12 protein-coding genes, 1 tRNA gene and 2 pseudogenes are annotated in these 20,337 nt (G+C 65.4%); 11 read left to right on the top strand and 4 right to left on the bottom strand.

The window, feature by feature from the left end:
- Positions 1-66 precede the first annotated feature (66 nt).
- The 6 genes from trpB to pyk all read left to right on the top strand — a co-directional run bounded on the left by trpB (position 67) and on the right by pyk (position 11,571).
- The gene (gene trpB / locus ACFVTM_RS08740; RefSeq protein ID WP_390203015.1) at positions 67-1,470 is read left to right on the top strand and encodes a tryptophan synthase subunit beta; all 1,404 of its coding nucleotides are present in this window, start codon (positions 67-69) and stop codon (positions 1,468-1,470) included.
- Positions 1,467-2,300: a tryptophan synthase subunit alpha gene (gene trpA, locus ACFVTM_RS08745; protein WP_390203016.1), complete on the top strand. Its 834-nt coding sequence runs from the start codon at positions 1,467-1,469 to the stop codon at positions 2,298-2,300. Before trpB ends, trpA begins: the two co-directional genes overlap by 4 nt.
- 3 nt (positions 2,301-2,303) lie before the next feature.
- Entirely contained in the window at positions 2,304-3,653 is a 1,350-nt protein-coding gene (gene lgt, locus ACFVTM_RS08750) for a prolipoprotein diacylglyceryl transferase (RefSeq protein WP_390203018.1), read from the top strand.
- Positions 3,654-3,916: 263 nt separating this feature from the next.
- Positions 3,917-8,533 carry a glutamate synthase large subunit gene (gltB, locus tag ACFVTM_RS08755; protein ID WP_390203019.1) on the top strand — a complete coding sequence of 1,539 codons (4,617 nt, stop codon included), beginning with the start codon at positions 3,917-3,919 and terminating at the stop codon, positions 8,531-8,533.
- A complete protein-coding gene (locus tag ACFVTM_RS08760) occupies positions 8,526-9,983 on the top strand; it encodes a glutamate synthase subunit beta (protein WP_390203020.1) in 1,458 nt (485 codons plus the stop codon). The genes gltB and ACFVTM_RS08760 overlap by 8 nt, the downstream gene beginning before the upstream one ends.
- 85 nt (positions 9,984-10,068) lie before the next feature.
- Positions 10,069-11,571, top strand: a complete 1,503-nt coding sequence (pyk, locus tag ACFVTM_RS08765) for a pyruvate kinase (protein ID WP_390203021.1) — start codon at positions 10,069-10,071, stop codon at positions 11,569-11,571.
- A gap of 124 nt (positions 11,572-11,695) precedes the next feature.
- Here pyk and ACFVTM_RS08770 read toward each other — a convergent pair whose 3' ends face one another.
- A complete protein-coding gene (locus ACFVTM_RS08770; RefSeq protein ID WP_090581781.1) occupies positions 11,696-12,301 on the bottom strand; it encodes an ANTAR domain-containing response regulator in 606 nt (201 codons plus the stop codon).
- Between the two features lie 205 nt (positions 12,302-12,506).
- On the opposite strand from ACFVTM_RS08770, the gene ACFVTM_RS08775 reads away from it, so the two are divergent.
- The 3 genes and pseudogenes from ACFVTM_RS08775 to ACFVTM_RS08785 all read left to right on the top strand — a co-directional run bounded on the left by ACFVTM_RS08775 (position 12,507) and on the right by ACFVTM_RS08785 (position 13,885).
- A tRNA-Leu gene (locus tag ACFVTM_RS08775) sits at positions 12,507-12,588 on the top strand.
- 387 nt (positions 12,589-12,975) lie between these two features.
- Positions 12,976-13,181, top strand: a pseudogene (locus ACFVTM_RS08780) (helix-turn-helix domain-containing protein); the annotation flags it as partial.
- 197 nt (positions 13,182-13,378) lie between these two features.
- Positions 13,379-13,885 (top strand): SRPBCC family protein, encoded by a 507-nt coding sequence (locus ACFVTM_RS08785; protein ID WP_390203022.1) that lies wholly within the window; start codon positions 13,379-13,381, stop codon positions 13,883-13,885.
- A 218-nt stretch (positions 13,886-14,103) separates the two neighbouring features.
- On the opposite strand, the gene ACFVTM_RS08790 is transcribed toward ACFVTM_RS08785, so the two are convergent.
- From ACFVTM_RS08790 to ACFVTM_RS08800, 3 genes are all read right to left on the bottom strand, one after another.
- The gene (locus ACFVTM_RS08790) at positions 14,104-14,616 is read right to left on the bottom strand and encodes a hypothetical protein (protein WP_390203023.1); all 513 of its coding nucleotides are present in this window, start codon (positions 14,614-14,616) and stop codon (positions 14,104-14,106) included.
- Between the two features lie 843 nt (positions 14,617-15,459).
- Complete coding sequence (locus ACFVTM_RS08795; protein WP_390203024.1) at positions 15,460-16,479, bottom strand: endonuclease domain-containing protein; 1,020 nt, start codon at positions 16,477-16,479, stop codon at positions 15,460-15,462.
- Between the two features lie 303 nt (positions 16,480-16,782).
- Positions 16,783-17,604 carry a metal-dependent hydrolase gene (locus ACFVTM_RS08800; RefSeq protein ID WP_390203026.1) on the bottom strand — a complete coding sequence of 274 codons (822 nt, stop codon included), beginning with the start codon at positions 17,602-17,604 and terminating at the stop codon, positions 16,783-16,785.
- Positions 17,605-17,780: 176 nt separating this feature from the next.
- On the opposite strand from ACFVTM_RS08800, the gene ACFVTM_RS08805 reads away from it, so the two are divergent.
- Both ACFVTM_RS08805 and ACFVTM_RS08810 read left to right on the top strand, forming a co-directional pair.
- Entirely contained in the window at positions 17,781-18,215 is a 435-nt protein-coding gene (locus ACFVTM_RS08805; protein WP_390203027.1) for a hypothetical protein, read from the top strand.
- Between the two features lie 482 nt (positions 18,216-18,697).
- A pseudogene (locus tag ACFVTM_RS08810) lies at positions 18,698-19,842 on the top strand (IS3 family transposase).
- Positions 19,843-20,337 lie beyond the last annotated feature (495 nt).

The following is a 20,337-nucleotide window of genomic DNA, read 5'->3' on the forward strand; positions in this document are numbered from 1 at the left end:
CCGGACAATGAGCGGATCTCGTCTGCAGATCCCCAAAGCTAGCAGTGGAACAGGATGGTGAGACTGATGGTCGATGCGCCAGCAGCCGGCTCTGACGAAAGTGCCGTGGACGCGTTCCTGCAGGGCGGCCGCCCCCAGGAGCGGCCCGGGCAGGGCGAACAGTCCCTGCGGCACGCCCCGGGGCCCTACTTCGGGAACTACGGCGGCCGGTGGATGCCCGAGTCGCTCATCGCGGCCCTGGACGAGCTTGAGGACACCTTCGAGAAGGCCAAAGCCGATCCCGAGTTCATCGCCCAGATCGCCGACCTGAACAAGAACTACTCGGGCCGGCCGTCGCTGCTGACCGAGGCCAAGCGCTTCGCCGAGCACGCCGGCGGGGTGCGGGTCTTCCTCAAACGCGAGGACCTGAACCACACCGGCTCGCACAAGATCAACAACGTCCTGGGCCAGGCGCTGCTCGCCAAGCGGATGGGCAAGACCCGGGTCATCGCCGAAACCGGCGCCGGACAGCACGGCGTGGCCAGCGCCACCGCGGCTGCCCTGCTCGGCCTGGAATGCGTTGTCTACATGGGCGCCGAGGACTGCCGCCGGCAGGCCCTCAACGTGGCCCGGATGGAACTCCTCGGCGCCACGGTGATCCCGGTGACCAACGGGTCCCAGACGCTCAAAGACGCCATCAACGAGGCCCTGCGCGACTGGGTCGCGAACGTGGGCAACACGCACTACCTGCTGGGCACCGCCGCCGGCGCGCACCCGTTCCCGGCGCTGGTCCGCTACTTCCACGAGGTGATCGGCGAGGAGGCCCGGGCGCAGATCCTGGACCAGACCGGCCGGCTCCCGGATGCCGTCTGCGCCTGCATCGGCGGCGGCTCCAACGCGATCGGCATCTTCCACGGCTTCCTCGATGACCCCTCGGTCCGGATCTACGGCTTCGAGGCCGGCGGCGACGGCGTCGAAACCGGACGCCACGCGGCCACCATCACACTGGGCAAACCGGGCGTGCTGCACGGCGCGCGGTCCTACCTCATGCAGGACGACGACGGCCAGACCATCGAGTCGCACTCCATCTCGGCGGGCCTGGACTACCCGGGCGTCGGCCCCGAGCACTCCTACCTCTCCGACATCGGCCGGGTCAGCTACGAGCCCATCACGGACAGCGAAGCCATGGAGGCCTTCCGTCTCCTGTGCCGCACCGAGGGCATCATCCCGGCCATCGAATCCGCGCACGCCCTCGCCGGCGCCATCAAGGTGGGGCAGCGGCTCGCCGCAGAATCCGCCGCAGGCAAGGCCGGAGGCAAGGCCGGAGGCAAGGCCGGAGGCGAGGCCGCAGGCAAAGCGTCAGACAAGATTGTCATCGTGAACCTCTCCGGCCGCGGCGACAAGGACGTGGCGACCGCCGCGGAGTGGTTCGACCTGCTGGACAAGAACTCACCCGAGTCCGAAATTGCGAAAGAGGGGGAACAGCTGTGAGCACCGCGAACGATGTCAACCAGACAGCCGCCCAGTCCAGCAGCAAGTCGGCAGCGGCCATTGACCGCGCCCGCGCCCAGGGCCGCGCAGCCCTGATCGGCTACCTGCCCGCCGGCTACCCGAGCGTCCAGGACACAATTGCCGCCGGCATCGCCCTTGCCGAGAACAGCGCCGACCTCATCGAAATCGGCATCCCGTACTCGGACCCGGTCATGGACGGCCAGGTCATCCAGGCAGCCACCACGGAGGCCCTTGCGAAGGGTTTCCACGTGCGCGAGGTCTTCGACGTCGTCCGCGGCATCACGAGCAAGACCGACGCGGCGGTCCTGGTGATGACGTATTGGAACCCGGTGATGCGGATGGGCGTGGACGAGTTCTCCCGCCGCCTGGCCGAGGCCGGGGGAGCCGGGCTGATCACTCCCGACCTCATCCCCGACGAGGCCGCCGAGTGGTTCGCCGCCTCGGACAAGTACGGACTGGACCGGGTGTTCCTCGTGGCCCCGTCCTCCTCCCCGGAACGCATGAAGCGCACCGTCGATGCGAGCCGCGGCTTCGTGTACGCCGTCTCCATCATGGGCGTCACCGGCGCCCGGGGATCGGTCAGTGCCGCGGCCAAGGGGGTCGTCACCGCCGCGCACGCCGCGGGCGCCGAACGTGTCTGCGTGGGCCTCGGCGTCTCCAACGCTGATCAGGTCCGCGAGATCGCCGAATACGCCGACGGCGTGATTGTGGGCACCGCCCTCGTCGCGGCCATCCGGGACGGCGGCGTGGATGCTGTAGCCTCCTTGACGAAAGACCTCAGCACCGGCCTTACCAAGGAAGAAGCGTAAGCAATGCAGTCAGTCCTCCACGCGGCGGCGATGATTCCCGCGAGCATTCCGAGCCCTAGCTGGTCCGGATTCGACATCCCGCTGCCGTGGGGGGCCCTGCGCATCCACGCCTACGCCCTGTGCATCCTCGCCGGCATCATTGCCGGCCTGTGGCTGACCTCAGTCCGCTGGGCGCGCCGCGGCGCACCTGAGGGCAGTGTCTGGGACATTGCCATTTGGGCCATCCCGTTCGGCATCATCGGCGGGCGGCTCTACCACGTGTTTTCCTCGCCTGACGCTTACTTCGGCCCCGGCTTTGACGGCACGGGGGACCTGTCCCTGATTCCGCAGATCCAGCGCGGCGGCCTCGGCATCTGGGGCGCCGTTGTGCTGGGCGCCGTCGGTGCCTGGATCGGCTGCCGGCGTGCCGGGGTGAAGCTGAGCGCGTTCCTGGACGCGGCAGCCCCCGGGCTGCTGCTCGCCCAGGCGATCGGCCGGTGGGGCAACTACTTCAACCAGGAGCTCTTCGGCGGCCCCACCACGCTGCCGTGGGGGCTGCAGATCGATCCCAACAGCCCCAACTTCCCGGCCGGCATGCCCGCGGACACGCTCTTCCACCCGACGTTCCTCTACGAGTCGCTGTGGAACCTGGCGGGCGTCCTGATCCTGCTGGCCTTGGACCGGAGATTCAGCTTCCGCCGAGGCCGCCTGTTCTGCCTCTACGCCATGTACTACACCCTGGGCCGCGTCTGGATCGAAGCCATGCGGATCGACGACGCCGAGCAGATCAGCCTCTTCGGGATCACCACCAGGCTCAACGTCTGGACCAGTATCTTTGTCTTTGCCGGCGCCCTGCTCGCCTTCATCATCCTGGGCCTGCGCAAGCGCTCGGAGCCGGACACCGTGTTCCTGGCCGGACGCGAACCGGCGGAGACCAAGGCCGTGGACGAGACGGCGGAGCCAAAGGCTGAGGAGTCGGCGGAGCCCAAGCCGGCGGAGCCCAAGCCGGCGGAACCCAAGCCGGCGGAGCCCAAGGCCGCGGAGAAGACTGCGGAGCCCAAGGCAGCGGAGCCCAAAACGGGCACCGAAACAGCCGCCGTCGGCCCTGATGAGGCCGCGGCGACGGACGCCGAAAAGGGGGAGCGCGCCACCGTCCCCGCGGACGCGGCAGCCATCCGCCATTTGGACACGGCTGTCTCAGATAGTGAATCCCGTGATAATGTCCGGAATAACCAAAGCGGGCCAGTTCCCGCATCCTCGGATGCGGGCAAAGACTCCACCGGCGGCACCATGCCCGCCACCGGAGTTCCGGCAGCCGGAGTATTCGGCCGCCAGGGAACTGGAACCGCGCCGGAGGCTGAGGGCACCAAGTAGCTCAGCGCCGGACCTCGGGTTGCGGAGCCACCGCTCGCAGGGCCCGACTCCACAGCGTCGTGGCAAGAGGGATTGCAGCGGACAGCAGATACGCGCTGTCCAAGCAAGCCCGGGCCAGCACCTGCGTAACTGTTAGTACAGGAGGCCGGGCTGGCCTACAATTCCAGTTAGAAAAACACTCTGTAGCGCCCGTCACACCGGCGTGCTGAGTGGGGCCAATGTTGTCCCTCCCATACGCACGATCAGGAGGAAGGACGTCTCCAATGACCCAAACTCGTCACAGCCCCAGCTGGTCCGTTCCGGACCAGCCCACGGCCGCCACGTCACCCTTCAGCAGGTTCGCCGCGATTCCGGCCGCTGCCGGTCTTTACAACCCGGAGAATGAGAAGGACGCCTGCGGCCTGGCCATCATCGCCACGCTCCGCGGCGAGCCCGGCTATGACATCGTCGACGCCGCCCTGACCGCCCTGCGCAACCTCGAGCACCGCGGTGCCGTGGGAGCCGATGAAGGTACCGGCGACGGCGCCGGCCTCCTCATGCAGGTCCCGGACGAATTCTTCCGCGCAGTCACCGACTTCGAACTCCCGGCGCCCGGCCAGTACGTCGTGGGAACTGCCTTCCTGCCCGCCGAGCAGCGCGAATCCGACGCCGCCCGCGCCGGCATCGAAGGCCTCGCCGCGGACGAGGGCCTGACCGTTCTCGGCTGGCGCGAGGTCCCGATCGTCGCCGACCTGGTCGGCGCAATGGCCCGGGCCTGCATGCCGCACTTCTCGCAGCCCTTCTTCGCCTCCAGCACCGGCGAAACCCTCGAGCGCAACGAGCTCGACTCCCGCGCCTGGCGGATCCGCAAGCGCGCCCAAAACAAGTTCGGCGTGTACTTCCCGTCGCTGTCCTCCCGGACCATCGTCTACAAGGGCATGCTCACCACCGCGCAGCTGGAGCCGTTCTACCCGGACCTTTCGGACAAGCGCTTCAAGACCAAGCTCGCGATCGTCCACTCGCGCTTCTCCACCAACACCTTCCCGTCCTGGCCCCTGGCGCAGCCGTTCCGCACCATCGCGCACAACGGCGAGATCAACACCGTCAAGGGCAACCGCAACTGGATGCGCGCACGGCAGTCGCAGCTGTCCAGCCCGCTGCTGGGGGACTCGCCGGAAGAGCTGTTCCCCATCTGCACGCCGGGCGCCTCCGACTCGGCATCCTTTGATGAGGTCGCGGAGCTGCTCTGGCTCTCCGGCCGGCCCATCACGCACTCAATCATGATGATGATCCCGGAGGCGTGGGAAAACCACGCCACCATGGATCCGGCGCGCCGCGCCTTCTACGAATACCACTCCATGCTCATGGAGCCGTGGGACGGCCCTGCCGCCGTGTCCTTCACCGACGGCAACCTTGTCGGCGCCACCCTGGACCGCAACGGCCTGCGCCCGGGCCGGTACTGGATCACCGAAGACGGGCTTGTCGTCTTCGCCTCCGAGGTCGGCGTGATCGACGTCGAACCCTCCAAGGTGGTCAAGAAGGGCCGCGTCTCCCCGGGCAAGATGTTCCTGGTGGACACCGGGGCCGGCCGGATCATTGACGACGCCGAGGTCAAGGCCGAGGTCGCCGCCGCGAACCCGTGGGCCGAATGGCTCAAGGACAACCTGATCGACCTCAAGGACCTCCCCGAGCGCGAGCACGTGGTCCACACCGCCGCCTCGGTCAACATCCGCCAGCGCACCTTCGGCTACACCACCGAGGAACTGAAGATCCTCCTCGGCCCGATGGCCCGCACCGGTGCCGAACCGCTCGGCGCCATGGGCTCGGACACGCCCGTGGCCGTGCTGTCCAAGCGGCCCCGGCTGCTCTTCGACTACTTCGTGCAGTCGTTCGCCCAGGTCACCAACCCGCCGCTGGACGCCATCCGTGAAGAGCTCGTCACCTCCCTGATGTGCGCGATCGGCCCGAACGGGAACCTGCTGGACACCAAGCAGGTCCGGCAGCCGCAGGTCTCGCTGCCGTTCCCGGTGATCAACAACGACCAGCTGGCCAAGATCGCGAACATCGAGAGCGCCGACGGCGACAGGGTCGCCATGAAGGTCCGCGGACTGTACCGCCCCGAAGGCGGGGAGCACGCCCTCCGCGCCCGGCTCACGGAGATCTGCGAGCAGGTCTCCGGCGCCATCAACCGCGGCGTGCAGTACGTCGTGCTCTCGGACCGCGACTCGAACGCCCAGTGGGCGCCGATCCCGTCGCTGCTGCTGGTCAGCGCCGTCCACCACCACCTGCTGCGCAGCGCCAACCGGACCAAGACCGCGCTCGTGGTGGAGGCCGGCGACGTCCGCGAGACGCACCACGTCGCCGTGCTCATCGGCTACGGTGCCTCCGCCGTGAACCCGTACCTGGCCATGGAATCCGTGGAACAGCTCATCGCCACCGGCGACGTCGTGGGGGTCACCCCGCATGACGGTGTCTACAACCTGATCAAGGGCCTCGGCAAGGGTGTCCTGAAGATCATGTCCAAGATGGGCATCTCCACTGTGGCCTCCTACACCGGCGCCCAGACCTTCGAGGCACTCGGCCTCGGCCAGGAGCTCGTGGACGAGTACTTCTCCGGCACGCACTCCCAGCTCGGCGGCGTCGGCCTCGATGTCATTGCCGCCGAAGTCCTGGCACGGCACCGCATGGCCTACCCCGAGAACGGCATCGAACTGCCGCACCAGCCCCTGCTGGGCGGCGGCGAGTACCAGTGGCGCCGCGACGGCGAACCCCACCTGTTCAACCCGGAAACCGTCTTCCGGCTGCAGCACGCCACGCGTGAACGCCGCTACGACATCTTTAAGGCCTACACCCGGGGCGTGGACGACCAGTCCGAGAACCTTATGACCCTGCGCGGGCTGCTGAAGTTCAAGCCCGGCCTGCGTCCCGCCGTGCCGCTCGAGGAAGTGGAGCCCGTCTCCAGCATCGTCAAGCGCTTCTCCACCGGCGCCATGAGCTACGGCTCCATCTCGAAGGAAGCGCACGAGACCCTCGCGATCGCCATGAACCGGCTGGGCGGCAAGTCCAACACCGGTGAAGGCGGCGAGGACGTGGACCGCCTGCTCGATCCCACCCGCCGTTCCGCAGTCAAGCAGATCGCCTCCGGCCGCTTCGGCGTCACGAGCCTGTACCTGTCCAACGCGGATGACATCCAGATCAAGATGGCGCAGGGTGCCAAGCCCGGCGAAGGCGGCCAGCTGATGGCGCAGAAGGTCTACCCCTGGGTGGCCCGCACGCGGCACTCCACCCCCGGCGTCGGCCTCATTTCGCCGCCCCCGCACCACGACATCTACTCGATCGAGGACCTCGCGCAGCTGATCTACGATGCCAAGCGCGCCAACCCCTCGGCCCGGGTGCACGTCAAGCTCGTCTCCGAGGTCGGGATCGGCACCGTGGCGGCCGGCGTCACCAAGGCGAAGGCCGACGTCGTCCTGGTTTCCGGGCACGACGGCGGTACCGGCGCCTCGCCGCTGAACTCGCTCAAGCACGCCGGTGTCCCGTGGGAGCTCGGCCTCGCCGAGACGCAGCAGACGCTCATGCTCAACGGCCTGCGCGATCGTGTGGTGGTGCAGGTGGACGGCCAGCTCAAGACCGGCCGCGACGTCGTGATCGCCGCGCTGCTTGGCGGCGAGGAGTTTGGTTTCGCCACCGCCCCGCTGGTGGTCTCCGGCTGCATCATGATGCGCGTCTGCCACCTGGACACCTGCCCGGTGGGCGTCGCCACCCAGAACCCCGAGCTGCGCTCCCGGTTCAACGGCAAGCCCGAATTCGTGGTCAACTTCTTCGAATTCCTCGCCGAGGAAGTCCGCGAAATCCTCGCGGAGCTGGGTTTCCGCAGCATCGAGGAGGCGATCGGCCACGCCGAAATGCTCGACTCCCGTGACGCGATCAGCCACTGGAAGGCCGAAGGTCTGGACCTGGACCCGATCCTGCACGGCCTCGAGTTCGACGACGACGCCCCGCTGCGCAACCTCACCGGCCAGAACCACGAGCTCGACAAGCACTTCGACCAGCGCCTGATCACCATGGCCGCCGAGGCGCTGACCGACCGCACCCCGGTGAAGATCTCGGTGGACGTCATCAACACGGACCGCTCCGTCGGCACCATGCTGGGCCACGTCGTCACCAAGACCTTCAGCACCGACACGCTGGCCACGGACACCATTGACATCACGCTCAATGGCACCGCGGGCCAGTCGCTCGGAGCCTTCCTGCCTGCCGGCATCACGCTGCGCATGTACGGCGACTCCAACGACTACGTCGGCAAGGGACTCTCCGGCGGCCGCATCATCGTCCGGCCGGACCGCACCAACGTCTTCCCCGCCGAACGCAACGTCATTGCCGGCAACGTGATCGGCTACGGCGCCACCAGCGGCGAGCTGTTCCTGCGCGGCCAGGTGGGCGAACGCTTCCTGGTCCGCAACTCCGGCGCCACGGCCGTCGTCGAAGGCATCGGCGACCACGGCTGCGAGTATATGACCGGCGGCCAGACGCTCATCATCGGCCGCACCGGCCGCAACTTCGGCGCCGGCATGTCCGGAGGCACGGCTTATGTGCTGGACCTGCAGACCGAACGCGTCAACAAGCAGGCCCTCGAGTCCGGCGAGCTGCAGCTGCGCGAGCTCGACGCCGAGGACCGCGACATCGTCCATGGGCTGCTCGTCAAGCACGTCGAGGAAACCGAATCGCTGAACGCGGCACGGCTCCTTGAGAACTTCGACGACACCGCAGCCCGCATCACCAAGGTGCTGCCGCGCGATTACGCGGCCGTCCTGCAAACCCGTCTTGACGCCATCGAAGAGGGCCTGGACCCCGACGGCGAAGAAGTTTGGTCTCGAATCCTGGAGGTGACCGGTGGCTGATCCACGCGGATTTCTGAAAGTACGTCAGCGTGAAACCCAGCCGCGCCGTCCCGTTCCGGTCCGCATCATGGACTGGAAAGAGGTCTACGAGGCCCAGGAGAAGGGTGTCCTGAAGAGCCAGGCCGGCCGCTGCATGGACTGCGGCGTGCCCTTCTGCCACCAGGGCTGCCCGCTGGGCAACCTCATCCCGGAATGGAACGACCTCGTCTGGCGGGACAAGGGCGAGGAAGCGATGGAGCGGCTGCATGCCACCAACAACTTCCCCGAGTGGACCGGCCGGCTGTGCCCGGCCCCCTGCGAGGCCTCCTGCGTGCTGGGCATCAACCAGCCCGCGGTGACCATCAAGCAGGTCGAGGTTTCGATCGTGGACCAGGCCTTCGAGAACGGCTGGGTCAACCCGCTGCCCCCGGCGCGACTGACCGGCAAGACGGTCGCCGTTGTCGGTTCCGGCCCCGCCGGGCTCGCCGTCGCTCAGCAGTTGACCCGCGTGGGCCACACTGTGGCCGTCTACGAGCGCGACGACAAGATCGGCGGACTCCTGCGCTACGGGATCCCCGACTTCAAGATGGAAAAAGAGCAGGTGGACCGCCGGCTGGAGCAGATGAAGGCCGAAGGCACCCGGTTCCGCACCGGCGTGGCCGTCGGCACCGACGTGACCTGGGAGCAGCTGCGCCGCCGGTACGACGCCGTCGTGATCGCCACCGGCGCCACCGTCCCGCGTGACCTGCCGATCCCGGGCCGCGAGCTCGAGGGCGTCCACTTCGCCATGGACTACCTCGTGCCGGCCAACCGCGTGGTGGCGGGGGAGACCGTGGAAAACCAGATCAACGCAGCGGGCAAGCACGTCGTCATCCTCGGCGGCGGCGACACCGGCGCGGACTGCCTCGGCACCGCGCACCGGCACCAGGCCGCCTCCGTGACCACGCTCGCGATCGGCAAGCAGCCGCCAGTCGAGCGTGCCGGGCACCAGCCATGGCCGACGTTCCCCACCCTGTTCGAGGTCGCCAGCGCCCACGAGGAAGGCGGCGAACGCACGTACCTCGCCTCCACCGTGGAGTTCGTCGGCGAAAACGGCAAGCTCACCGGCGTCAAGGTGGCCGAGACGGAATTCGTCGACGGCAAGCGTCTCCCGAAGGCCGGCACCGAGCGGATCATTCCGGCGGACCTCGTCTTCCTGTCCCTGGGCTTCACCGGCGCCGAGCCGGCCGGGATCACCGACCAGGTCCAGGCCGACTTCGACGGCCGCGGCAACGTGGCCCGTGACGGCTACTACATGACCAACACCGAGGGCATCTTCGTCGCCGGCGACGCCGGCCGCGGCCAGTCACTCATCGTCTGGGCCATCGCCGAAGGGCGCGCCTGCGCCGCGGCAGTGGATAAATTCCTGATGGGCAGCACCATCCTGCCGGCACCCGTGGCGCCGACCGACCGTGCGATGGCTGTTTTGTAGACCACCAGGACACGGGTTCTTCAGGTCATCTGGGATTCATCCTCGCTTCAACTTCATCCATGCAACAGACCACTAGGGTAGGTATATGAGACGCGCTAAAATCGTGGCCACGTTCGGACCGGCAATCGCAAGCTTCGACAACACGCTTGCCGTGCTGGAAGCCGGCGTCGACGTGGCACGCATGAACATGAGCCACGGCGATTACTCCGTGCACGACAACACCTACGAGAACGTCCGCAAGGCAGCGGCACAGCTCGGCAAGGCCGTGGCGATCATGGCCGACCTGCAGGGCCCGAAGATCCGCCTGGGCCGCTTCGTTGACGGACCGCACCTGCTGGCGGTCGGCGACACGTTCACGATCACCACCGAGGACGTTCCGGGCACCAAGGACATCTGCTCCACGACGCTGAAGAGCCTCACCGAGGACGTCAACCCCGGCGACGCCCTGCTGATCGACGACGGCAAGGTCGCCCTCCGCGCGATCGACGTCGACGACGTCAAGGTGGTTGCCCAGGTGATTGTTGGCGGCTACGTCTCCAACAACAAGGGCATCAACCTGCCCGGCGTTGCTGTCAACGTCCCGGCACTGAGCGAAAAGGACGAGGACGATCTGCGCTGGGCCATGCGCCGCGGTGTGGACATGGTTGCCTTGTCCTTCGTCCGGGACGCCTCCGACATCACCCGCGTCCACGAGATCATGGACGAAGAAGGCCGGCGTGTGCCGGTGATCGCCAAGATCGAGAAGCCACAGGCCGTGGACCAGCTGCACGAGATCATCGACGCCTTCGACGCCATCATGGTGGCCCGTGGCGACCTCGGTGTGGAACTTCCCCTCGAGGAAGTGCCGATCGTGCAGAAGCGTGCCATTGAACTGGCCCGCCGCTGGGCCAAGCCGGTCATCGTGGCCACACAGGTCCTGGAGTCCATGATCGAGAACCCGCGCCCCACGCGCGCCGAGGCCTCCGACTGCGCCAACGCCGTTCTCGACGGCGCCGACGCGGTCATGCTCTCCGGCGAGACCAGCGTGGGCAAGTACCCGATCGAGACCGTCAAGACCATGGCCCGGATCATCGAGTCCACCGAAGAGCACGGCCTGGAGCGCGTGCCCCCGCTGGGCACCAAGCCCAAGACCCGCGGCGGTGCCATCACCCGCGCCGCCGTCGAGATCGCCGACCAGCTGGAGGCGAAGTACATCTGTGCCTTCACCCAGTCCGGTGACTCCGCACGCCGCCTCTCCCGCCTGCGCCCGGTCAAGCCGGTCTTCGCCTTCACCCCGGTGGAGCACGTCTGGAACCAGCTGGCACTCACGTGGGGCATCCAGCCCGTCCTGGTCCCCACGGTGGGCCACACGGATGAGATGACAGCCCAGGTTGACCGCAGCCTGCTCGAGCTCGACGTCGTCGAGGACGGCGACCTGGTGGTCATTGCCGCCGGTTCGCCTCCCGGAAAGGCAGGTTCCACAAACCTGCTGAAGGTCCACAAGGTGGGTGACCTCGCCGACATCGGCACCCAGGGCGAAGCCCCCGTGGCCAAGGACAAGCTCGGCCCGTGGCCGGAAAAGAAGAAGAAGAACCGGGCCCAGGCCTAGTTCTCACGGACTAGTTCCGAACGTTTGAACGCAAAAGGGAGGATCCCCGCCGGTGGCGGGGATCCTCCCTTTTGCTTGGTGCTTGCGCTTTGCTGCCTCTGGCCGCTGCATGCGGCCAGCGGCGCTAGTTGACCTGGTTGATGATGGTCTCGGCGACCTCGCGCATGCTCAGGCGGCGGTCCATCGAGGTCTTCTGGATCCAGCGGAAGGCTTCCGGCTCCGTCAGGCCCATCTTGGTGGTCAGGAGGCTCTTGGCGCGCTCCACGAGTTTGCGGGTGGCGAACTGCTCCTGCAGGTCGGTGACCTCGCTCTCGAGGGCCTTGATCTCCTCGTGGCGGGACAGCGCGATCTCCAACGCCGGGATGAGGTCTGCCGGGGTGAAGGGCTTGACCACGTACGCCATGGCGCCGGCATCGCGGGCCCGCTCCACCAGTTCCTTCTGGCTGAAGGCGGTGAGCAGGACCACGGGGGCGATCCGGGCCTTGACGATCTTTTCTGCGGCCGAGATGCCGTCCATGACGGGCATCTTGACGTCCATCAGGACCAGGTCAGGCTTGAGCTCCTCGGCAAGCTGCACGGCCTTTTCGCCGTTGTCCGCCTCGCCGACGACGTCGTAGCCTTCGCCGCGCAGGATCTCGATGATGTCCAGGCGGATGAGGGTCTCATCCTCGGCGACAACAACGCGGCGCGCCGGCTGGGAAGTGGGGGATGACTCCGTCTGTTCTGACACGGGAACTCCTTGGAAAGGTACGGCGGGAACTCCACCATCATAGGTTTTGTCCGCCAATGTACTTGGACCGGTTTGGTTCGATGCGGCGTCACTGGCGCGATTCTGGAATTCAGCCTATCTGCATGTAGAGTAATTTCGCGCACTGGAAGCGATCGCGTTGCTCACAGCACTGTGGTTGAGTGATTGTTACACCGGTGTACTCCGCGCCCGAGTGGCGGAATTGGCAGACGCGCCGCACTCAAAATGCGGTATCGAAAGGTGTGTGGGTTCGAGTCCCACCTCGGGCACGACATATTCCCTCGTCAGAGGCGATTTTGCTTTGACGTGTTGACAAAGCTTGTGGTCGCGTCAGCTGACGGGTTGGTTCGCGAGCTGTGGCCTGGCCGCCGCGGGGGCCTATTCAGGTGTGTGGGTGACGGGTTCAAGTCCCTGGCTGGTGGGCCCTCCGCCTGCTCTGTGCTGGGTTTATGGGCTTCCTCGTTCCGGTTCTGTCGGGTTGGTCGCGGGTGCTTTCACACCTGTTCATGGTTCCTGGTGATGGGAACGACATGACGAACGTAGGCTTTAGTCCGGAACGTCCTGAAAGGCCCTTTCGGGACTCCCGGGAGCTGCCGGTGCCTCGTTTGTCCTGCCAAAGGGGGTGTTGACACTGTCAACACTTAGGTCCGCCTCTCGCCGAGTTTGAGCGCTCCCAGGTCAGGGAACGCCAGCGCGAGGGAATCACCTGGCCAGGCAACGCGGAGTCTACAAGGGCCGAAGGCCAACCTTGGGCCCGGAGTTGGCAGCCGAGCTGGCCCGGCGGGCTGCGGCCGGCACTCCGAAATCCCAGCTCGCCCGCGACTACGGCCTTAGCCGAGAAACGGTGTACCAGTACCTGCGGCGGACGCCTGCAGCGCCGGCCCAACCGCCATCTCCGACGATGGATCAGCCGCAGGCAGCGCGGGCACGGACTACCCAACACGTCGACGATCGTGGGGCGGCGGTCCTCGAATATTGACGCGCTCTGAAGGACGCGCTCTGAAAGGCGCTCCCGCGGGTCGTGTTGTTGGTCAGCTCTGGCGATGAAACACTCTCGCCATGAGTCCTCTGTTTGAACGGAAGAAATTCTCGCCGCCAGCGGCTGAGGTTTCCATGCACTACGTATCTGCCGCTACCGCGATCAATGCCTCGCGGCGGCAGGTCTGGGATTTCATCAAGCCACCAGAGAACAGCGTTCTCGTGCATCCTGAGATTGTGCGCGGCTTCCGATCACCCGGGGTAGAGGGCGCTGGCGAGATTCAGGTCTTTATCTCGATGCGCGATGGAGCGGAGCATGTTTCGGCCCTGGAAGTCATGGAAGAGATTCCGGAGGAATTGGCCATCACCAGGACCTTGGGCAATGAGGATCCAGCAGCGCGCGGGAGGACCTCCTTGCGAGTCGGCGACGATGGAGCGACGGTCCTCGAACATGGACAGTACTTCACTCTGCCGACCGAAGCAGCACACTTCTACCAGTATGAACAGCACTACAAGCTCTTCTGCCGACAATACGTTGAACGGGTGAAAGCATTTCTCGAGCACCGGCCCGGCCAGCCATGCGACTAAGCACGCCAGTCTTTCCAATGCACCCCATCAAAGGTCCCCTTCCTCAGACGACGAGAAGCCGCCGGTGCCCACCTGTGACCCACCTCTGATTTTGATCGCCGTTTGGCGGTTTACTCACCCGATTGAGGAATCCCCAACTGGGGGCTGGGTTTGTGCTCGTTTTCCGATGGCTGCCCCTCCGGTTCGCTTCAATCCACGCCGTGAGGGTGGGTGGTCGACTATCGGCGATTCCCCACCTCGTGATGCCAGTACCGGCTGTCCTCGCTACCAACGCGCAAAACGGCGTCGGGCTGCAGAGGTGCGGGCCACAACTGAAGAAGATAGGCATCGACCGGTCCCTCGGAGAACTCACCGTCCCGTCCCTGGTCCCGGCCGTTGGCGCTGGCCCGCAACCGGTAGCTGCCCGGTGGGATCCCTTTCAGAGCTCCGCCGGTCTCGCCCGCCCAGGCAGACCACCGCATCTCGTGTCCCTCGGGGAGGACGAAAGACACCTCGACAACGTCCTCCCCGGGCGCATCGTCGTCCATCGGTGGTGCATCCATAAGGACGATGCGGACGGGTGACCCGCCTGACCGGCGGGCGAGGTTAACGTACACCCCGTTCGGGTCGGATGCCCCGACCAATCCGTTGACCTGACCAGCGAAGAAGCGGTCGAAGTCTCCATCGAAACCACCCGTCTCGGTCCAGACGAGGTCGAATTGTCCGTAGTCGGTGTCGATAATTTGGTCCATCTGCACTCGTTCCACAGCATTACGATACCGCCGCGCCGGAAACCGCCGCTTCGTGCCAGACAGCCGCCACTGAGCTGCTGCATATGGCATGCGTTTCGCGACACATAGGTTTCGAGACACCGCGTCGGCCTAGGCGAAGGAATCGCCCGCCCGGAAGGGGATCCTTTACCGGACGGACGCAGCGGGGAAAGGATTCCGACTACGGTGCTCGATTGCAGTCGCGCCGTTGTTTATCAGTCAGCCGCCTTGATAAGTTGGGCCCAAATCCGCTTTCGATGAGTTTGGTGGGGTCATGGGTGACTGGATCAGGTACCAAGAGTATGGCCTCACCAGGAACGGTCGGACCGGCTGAAAACGGCGGCCGAGGCATTCGTCAACAGCAATCTCAACGTGTGGCCACCAGACTCGATGATCGACCAGTGGGCCGACAAAGTCGCCGATCAGGTCTTTCCCCGTCCCACTGGCACATCCCCCTCGAAAATCTTGAACTGGCTGGTTGAACCGTCCCGGGAATCATGCCGCCGTTTTGTTGGCGGCGTCGTGCGAGGAGGCCCGTTGCCCTTATCCCGTGCGTTCCCATGGTTTTGAGGGACGCAGAGTTGTCCTGCCGAGGCCCATGAGCCACACACGGTCGCCCGCCGGCTCGCGGACCCGGGAGCCTGTGATCCTTGGGCCAAATCGCTGCCTGTTGATTTCTGGGGCGCGAGCAGCTGCCCATGGGCGGCCAACGGAACGGGCATTTCGTGTCCGTCGGTGGGCAGGTGAGATGGCCAGGCATGGGCAACCCCTTGGCCGCCCGCGGGCAATTCCTGATGGCCGCTGACACCGGAAATTTACAGGTCGTCAGTTGGTCGCATGGGGCAGCCGTGAATATGTGGGCTGCGTTTCGAGATAGACGAGCCCGCCAGTGGCGTATACGGTCGTGGGCACGCCGGCCCCGGCGGCGGATCGGGTATTTTTTGCCGCTGCAGTGCGGGTCATGTATCCGGCGAGAGAAACGGCGCGCTCCGGTGTCCTCAGGAGACCCTCCGCAGTGTTGCACTCATGGCAGAGGTAACCACGTACACATTGACCGCACGATTTCACCGACGGACAGCAGGCATGATCATGGTCGATCATCAACCTGACGCCGCTCCGGCGGCACGAGCCGCACTCCGGAGTATCTGACCCTTGCAGGGCCAGCAACTCCTTGACGGTGGTCCCGTGGGCGTGGGCGTTCTTGCAGGGCTTGCACCGGACAGTCCAGAACTTCCCGTCAATGCCTGTGCGATGGAACTCGCTTTCCGAAAGCCACATCTCACAACCCATGCACCACCTTTCTTCGGGGTGGTCGCTCTCGCATTTCCGGCAGGTGGGGCTCTTCTGCTTTCCGCCGCGAAAGTTCCAAGTGGTGAGCTCTTCATTGCAGGACACGCAGGTAATGGGCGGCAGTCCCCTGGCATTGGACACCTTTTCCGATTCGGCAAGGATGCAGCGGTTACTGATGCCGATGGGCCTGTTGACCTGGGGGAAGAGTTCGCGGTCATGGGGTTCGTTGTGGTAATCGCACCAGCCGAGATCGGGGTGCGCTTCCCGGCAGGCATGACAAGTCGATGGCGTTTGGCCTCTGGACGACAGCGGATGCCGCATCTCTTCAATCGGCTTCTTTCCGCCGCACCAGACGCAGACTTTGACGGACTGGACCAACTTCTTTCGTCGCCTGGGCCGGCGACCTGCCACGTTTGGCGTGGCAGCGGCGGCCGTATCAATTGGTTCTGCTGCCTCCATCTCGGCCGGGAACAGCGTGAGCTGGATGGGCGCGGTCTTCGCGGCCTCAATGTCACTGTTCGCTGATGTCCTACTCCGGCGTGGCAAGCGTCTCATGGATGAAAAATTATCACGATTTCAGTAAGAGTCAAGCCAATGTCTTGACGTGTGGATGGTTTAGATGTATATACACGACTTTCCTTTCGGCTATTCAGCCGCCTTAGCGAACTCCTAGGTCGTGTTTAGATGCAAGAGCTTTCCCTAAGCGACATGGAACGGGAAGTGCGGGGCGCGCAGGCTCCCGTGGAAGCCCGTACGCACTGTGTTTCAGCAATTTCCGGGCTGCCCGGGATGTGTGCCGTGCATACGAACTCGGCGCATGATGGGACACGTACGAAAAAGCGTATACTCCGGCTCTGGTTACCTTTGAGATCTTGATACCAGGGTGCCGCCGACGCCGAACATCGCATACGCCCCGATCGGGATCAGCAGCAGCCATTCGCGGATGGATCCGGCATGGCCCAGGACCGGGATGGTCATGTAGCCGTTGGAGTGCCAGCACTGCTTGATGAACGGGAGGCTGGCGATCGCCTTCGGCGGCTTGATCGCGAACGGCCACGCCAGGTTGCAGCCCTCGGTGGTCATCATGTCCCCGAGGATGTGCACGATGACGCCCAGGCCCATGGCGACCGGGAACCAGCCCTGTTCCTGGGGTGCGAAAAAGGTGATGAAGACGCCCATCGCTAGGCCGACCGCCCATGGGGACTTCCGCATTGAGTCCGGGATGATTTTCAGCGCCTTCGCGGCGAACGCGACCAGCAGGACGGAGAGGATGCCGGCGCCGGGGTAGATGGTGCCGAAGTGCTCGACGTGCATGGTCCAGAGCCCGGCGAGCCAGGCGATGAAGACGAATGCGGCGATTCCGACAACCGAGTGGGTGCCGTGGCGGTGGCCGCCGGCGAGCTTGCCGATTCCGGCGCACATGACGTTGGACAGCGGCGGCAGCGAGTGGGCGATGGTGGCGTTGTGGTGGTCCGCGTCCGGGACCATCGCGGCCCCGGCGACGACGAGGGCGCCGGTGACGACACCGATCGGGCTGACATCCCAGAGCCCGAGGCCGAGGTCCATGCCGTGCGGCAGGAACGGGGCCTTGGCGGCGAGCAGTGTCAGGTCCACGTGGATCTGGGTGGTCAGGCCAACCCAGGCGGCGGCGCCGCAGGCTGCGTGGTGGGCTCCCATCATGGCGGGGTGTCCTCTCGATCGGGGGAAGTCGTCTTCTGGACCGAATGTGTGCGGCTGCGTGAAGAAGATTCCCCGGCGCCGGTCCGCCCCTGAGCATGCGTAGAGGCGGCCCAGACGGGGCTATTGTGTCCGAACAGCGTGCGAGCCGTTACTGTGAGACCATGTCGAAGAGAGCGGTGCCACTTATGGTCCTGGTCGGGACCCTCCTTGCAGTGGCGTTATCCGGCTGCGCGGGCCCGGCTGAGGCTGCCGGTCTGTCGGCGGCAGACAAGGAGGCACTGGATAACCCGCTGTTCAGTGCCGAGCTGGTGGTGTACGGCATCTGCCCTCCGACCACGACGAAGTTCGATGACGACGCCACCCGGTGCGCGGCCGTCCTGTACCGGACCGGTGTCAACATCGCCAAGGTCCACAGCCTGGTCCGGCAGCGTGGCGTCCACGACGACGTGCTCGATGGCGCCGCGCAGGAGATCGGCAGCATGACCGATGTTTGCGACGGCCTCAAACCGTCGGGAGAAATCCGTGCGTGCCTGAACACCGCCGAGAAGGTCAAGACGAATGCAGTGACCTATGTGAAGACGCTCCGAGCCAAACTGGACGCCGTCAAATAGTCCCTGCCCGGCAAGACCTCGGCCCTAGCGCATGCGCGCCTGGATGTCCCTGATCGAAGCGGTGAGGGCTCTCGCGCCGGCAAGAACCTCGGTGACGTCGCGGACGCCGGCGGCCTCCAGCGCGTCCCGGACCGGTGTCTAGGCCGGCGTGTCAGCAGCCGCGCCGGGGCAACCGGCAGGACCCGGTCGCGGCGGAACGGCAGCTCGGAAGGCTAGCGAGCCGCGGGCAGGGTCACCATCGGCGCGGTGTGCCCGAACGTGCGGCTTCACTACACCGAGCCTGGTTCGAAGCGACGTCGTATCGAGGAACGCTCCGTAGACGTGCGGCGGGTGTGTCAAACGTTCACACGGCTTGAGTCCTGAACGTTTGTAACCCTTGGCAAGGGGCCTTCTTAATGGACATAGCCGTAAAGACAGGGACTGCCCCCGGTTTTGTTGACTCCGTGACCTAGCGAGCCTGTGCTCGTGGAAGGATGTTGACCATGCCCACGGCTTATGGGGCGGAGTTCCGCCAGGATGTTATTGATGTGGCCCGCAAGGGCGAGGCGCCGCTGGCGCAGATTGCGAAGGATTTCGGGCTTTCGGTCACGACGCTGAAGCGCTGGATTGCCATCGCCGAACGTAAAGAATCCGGGGCCGGCCCCGCGGCCACGGAGTCGGCTGAGATGCGGGAGCTGAAGAAGCGGAACCGCCTGTTGGAGCAGGAGAATGAGATTCTCCGCCGGGCGGCTGCCTATCTGGCCAGGGACATCAACCCAAAATGATCTACCCGCTGGTCACGGATCTTGCCGCCGACGGTGTTCCCGTGGCGGTGACCTGCAGGGTGTTGAAGTTCAGCAAGCAAGGCTATTACCGGTGGCGGGCCAGTCCGGTGACGGAACGGGACTGGATCGATGCGCACCTGGTCAACGCCGCCCGGGACATCCACGCCGATGACCCGGCATTCGGGTACCGTTTCATCGCCGACGAGCTCCCGGAGAAGGGCATCACGGCAGGTGAGAACAGGGTCCAGCGCCTGTGCAGGGACCACGGCATCTGGTAGGTGTTCTCGAAGAAGCGTGGCCTGAACCGTAGACCCGGGCCGCCGGTCCACGACTACCTGGTCGAGCGGGACTTCACCTCCGCGGCGCCGAACGAGCTGTGGCTGACGGACATCACCGAGCACCCGACTGCAGAGGGCAAGCTCCACCTCTGCGCGGTGAAGGATGTCTATTCCGGATGGATCGTCGGCTACTCGATGGACGCCCGGATGAAGTCCTCGCTTGCCGTCGCCGCACTGGAGAACGCGGTTCGGGCACGCTGCCCGGAAGGGACAGTGGTGCACTCGGATCGAGGGTCCCAGTTCCGGTCACGCCGGTTCGTCGAATCACTGCGGCACCACCGGCTCACCGGATCGATGGGCAGGGTCGGTGCGTGCGCGGACAACGCCGCGATGGAATCGTTCTTCTCGCTGCTGCAGAAGAATGTCCTGGACCGTCAGCGGTGGCTCACCAGGCAGGAACTCCGGCTGGCCATCACAACCTGGATCGAGAGAACCTACCACCGCCGGAGACGGCAAAGACGGCTGGGCAAACTCACGCCCATCGAATATGAAACAATCAACCGGACCGCGCTCACAGCGGCCTAAGACCCCGAGTCAACAGAAGCCGGGGCAGTCCCACACGAACATGATTCGGACTGGGTTCGCCCCATAGTTTGAGACCAAGCACGTCCCCGAGGGAAGGAGAAATAGGTGCCCAAAGTCAAGGTCGGGCACCCTGGTTGGCTGGGCGTGGATGGATTCGTGGCGAAAGCCCGATCGGTCCATGGTGACAAATACCGCTACAACTTTGTGGAGTATGTCAACAGCACAACTAAGGTCAGTATTGACTGTCCAGAGCACGGACCCTTCGAACAGCGGCCCAGCCAGCATCTAGCCGGAAGCGGCTGCAGCGCCTGTGGGGGAGTGAAGAGGCACACTACGGCCAGTTTCATCGTCAGTGCCAGGGAAGTCCATGGTGTGAAGTACAACTACGATCTGGTCGCCTATACGGGCAACAAGATGAAAGTGAAGATCACGTGCCCGCGGCACGGAGTCTTCGAACAAACACCAAACAACCACCTCAGGGGCAACGGATGCGCT

This window comes from Arthrobacter sp. NPDC058130 (assembly GCF_042884475.1).
In the GTDB taxonomy this organism is placed as follows: Bacteria; Actinomycetota; Actinomycetes; order Actinomycetales; family Micrococcaceae; genus Arthrobacter.

Bases quoted from the DNA above. Each gene is read 5' to 3' on its own strand.
- ACFVTM_RS08785 (WP_390203022.1), top strand. From the start codon at position 13,379: ATGAGTCCTCTGTTTGAACGGAAGAAATTCTCGCCGCCAGCGGCTGAG.
- ACFVTM_RS08790 (WP_390203023.1), bottom strand. From the start codon at position 14,616: ATGGACCAAATTATCGACACCGACTACGGACAATTCGACCTCGTCTGG.
- trpB (WP_390203015.1), top strand. From the start codon at position 67: ATGGTCGATGCGCCAGCAGCCGGCTCTGACGAAAGTGCCGTGGACGCG.
- ACFVTM_RS08795 (WP_390203024.1), bottom strand. From the start codon at position 16,479: ATGAGACGCTTGCCACGCCGGAGTAGGACATCAGCGAACAGTGACATT.
- gltB (WP_390203019.1), top strand. From the start codon at position 3,917: ATGACCCAAACTCGTCACAGCCCCAGCTGGTCCGTTCCGGACCAGCCC.
- pyk (WP_390203021.1), top strand. From the start codon at position 10,069: ATGAGACGCGCTAAAATCGTGGCCACGTTCGGACCGGCAATCGCAAGC.
- lgt (WP_390203018.1), top strand. From the start codon at position 2,304: ATGCAGTCAGTCCTCCACGCGGCGGCGATGATTCCCGCGAGCATTCCG.
- ACFVTM_RS08800 (WP_390203026.1), bottom strand. From the start codon at position 17,604: ATGATGGGAGCCCACCACGCAGCCTGCGGCGCCGCCGCCTGGGTTGGC.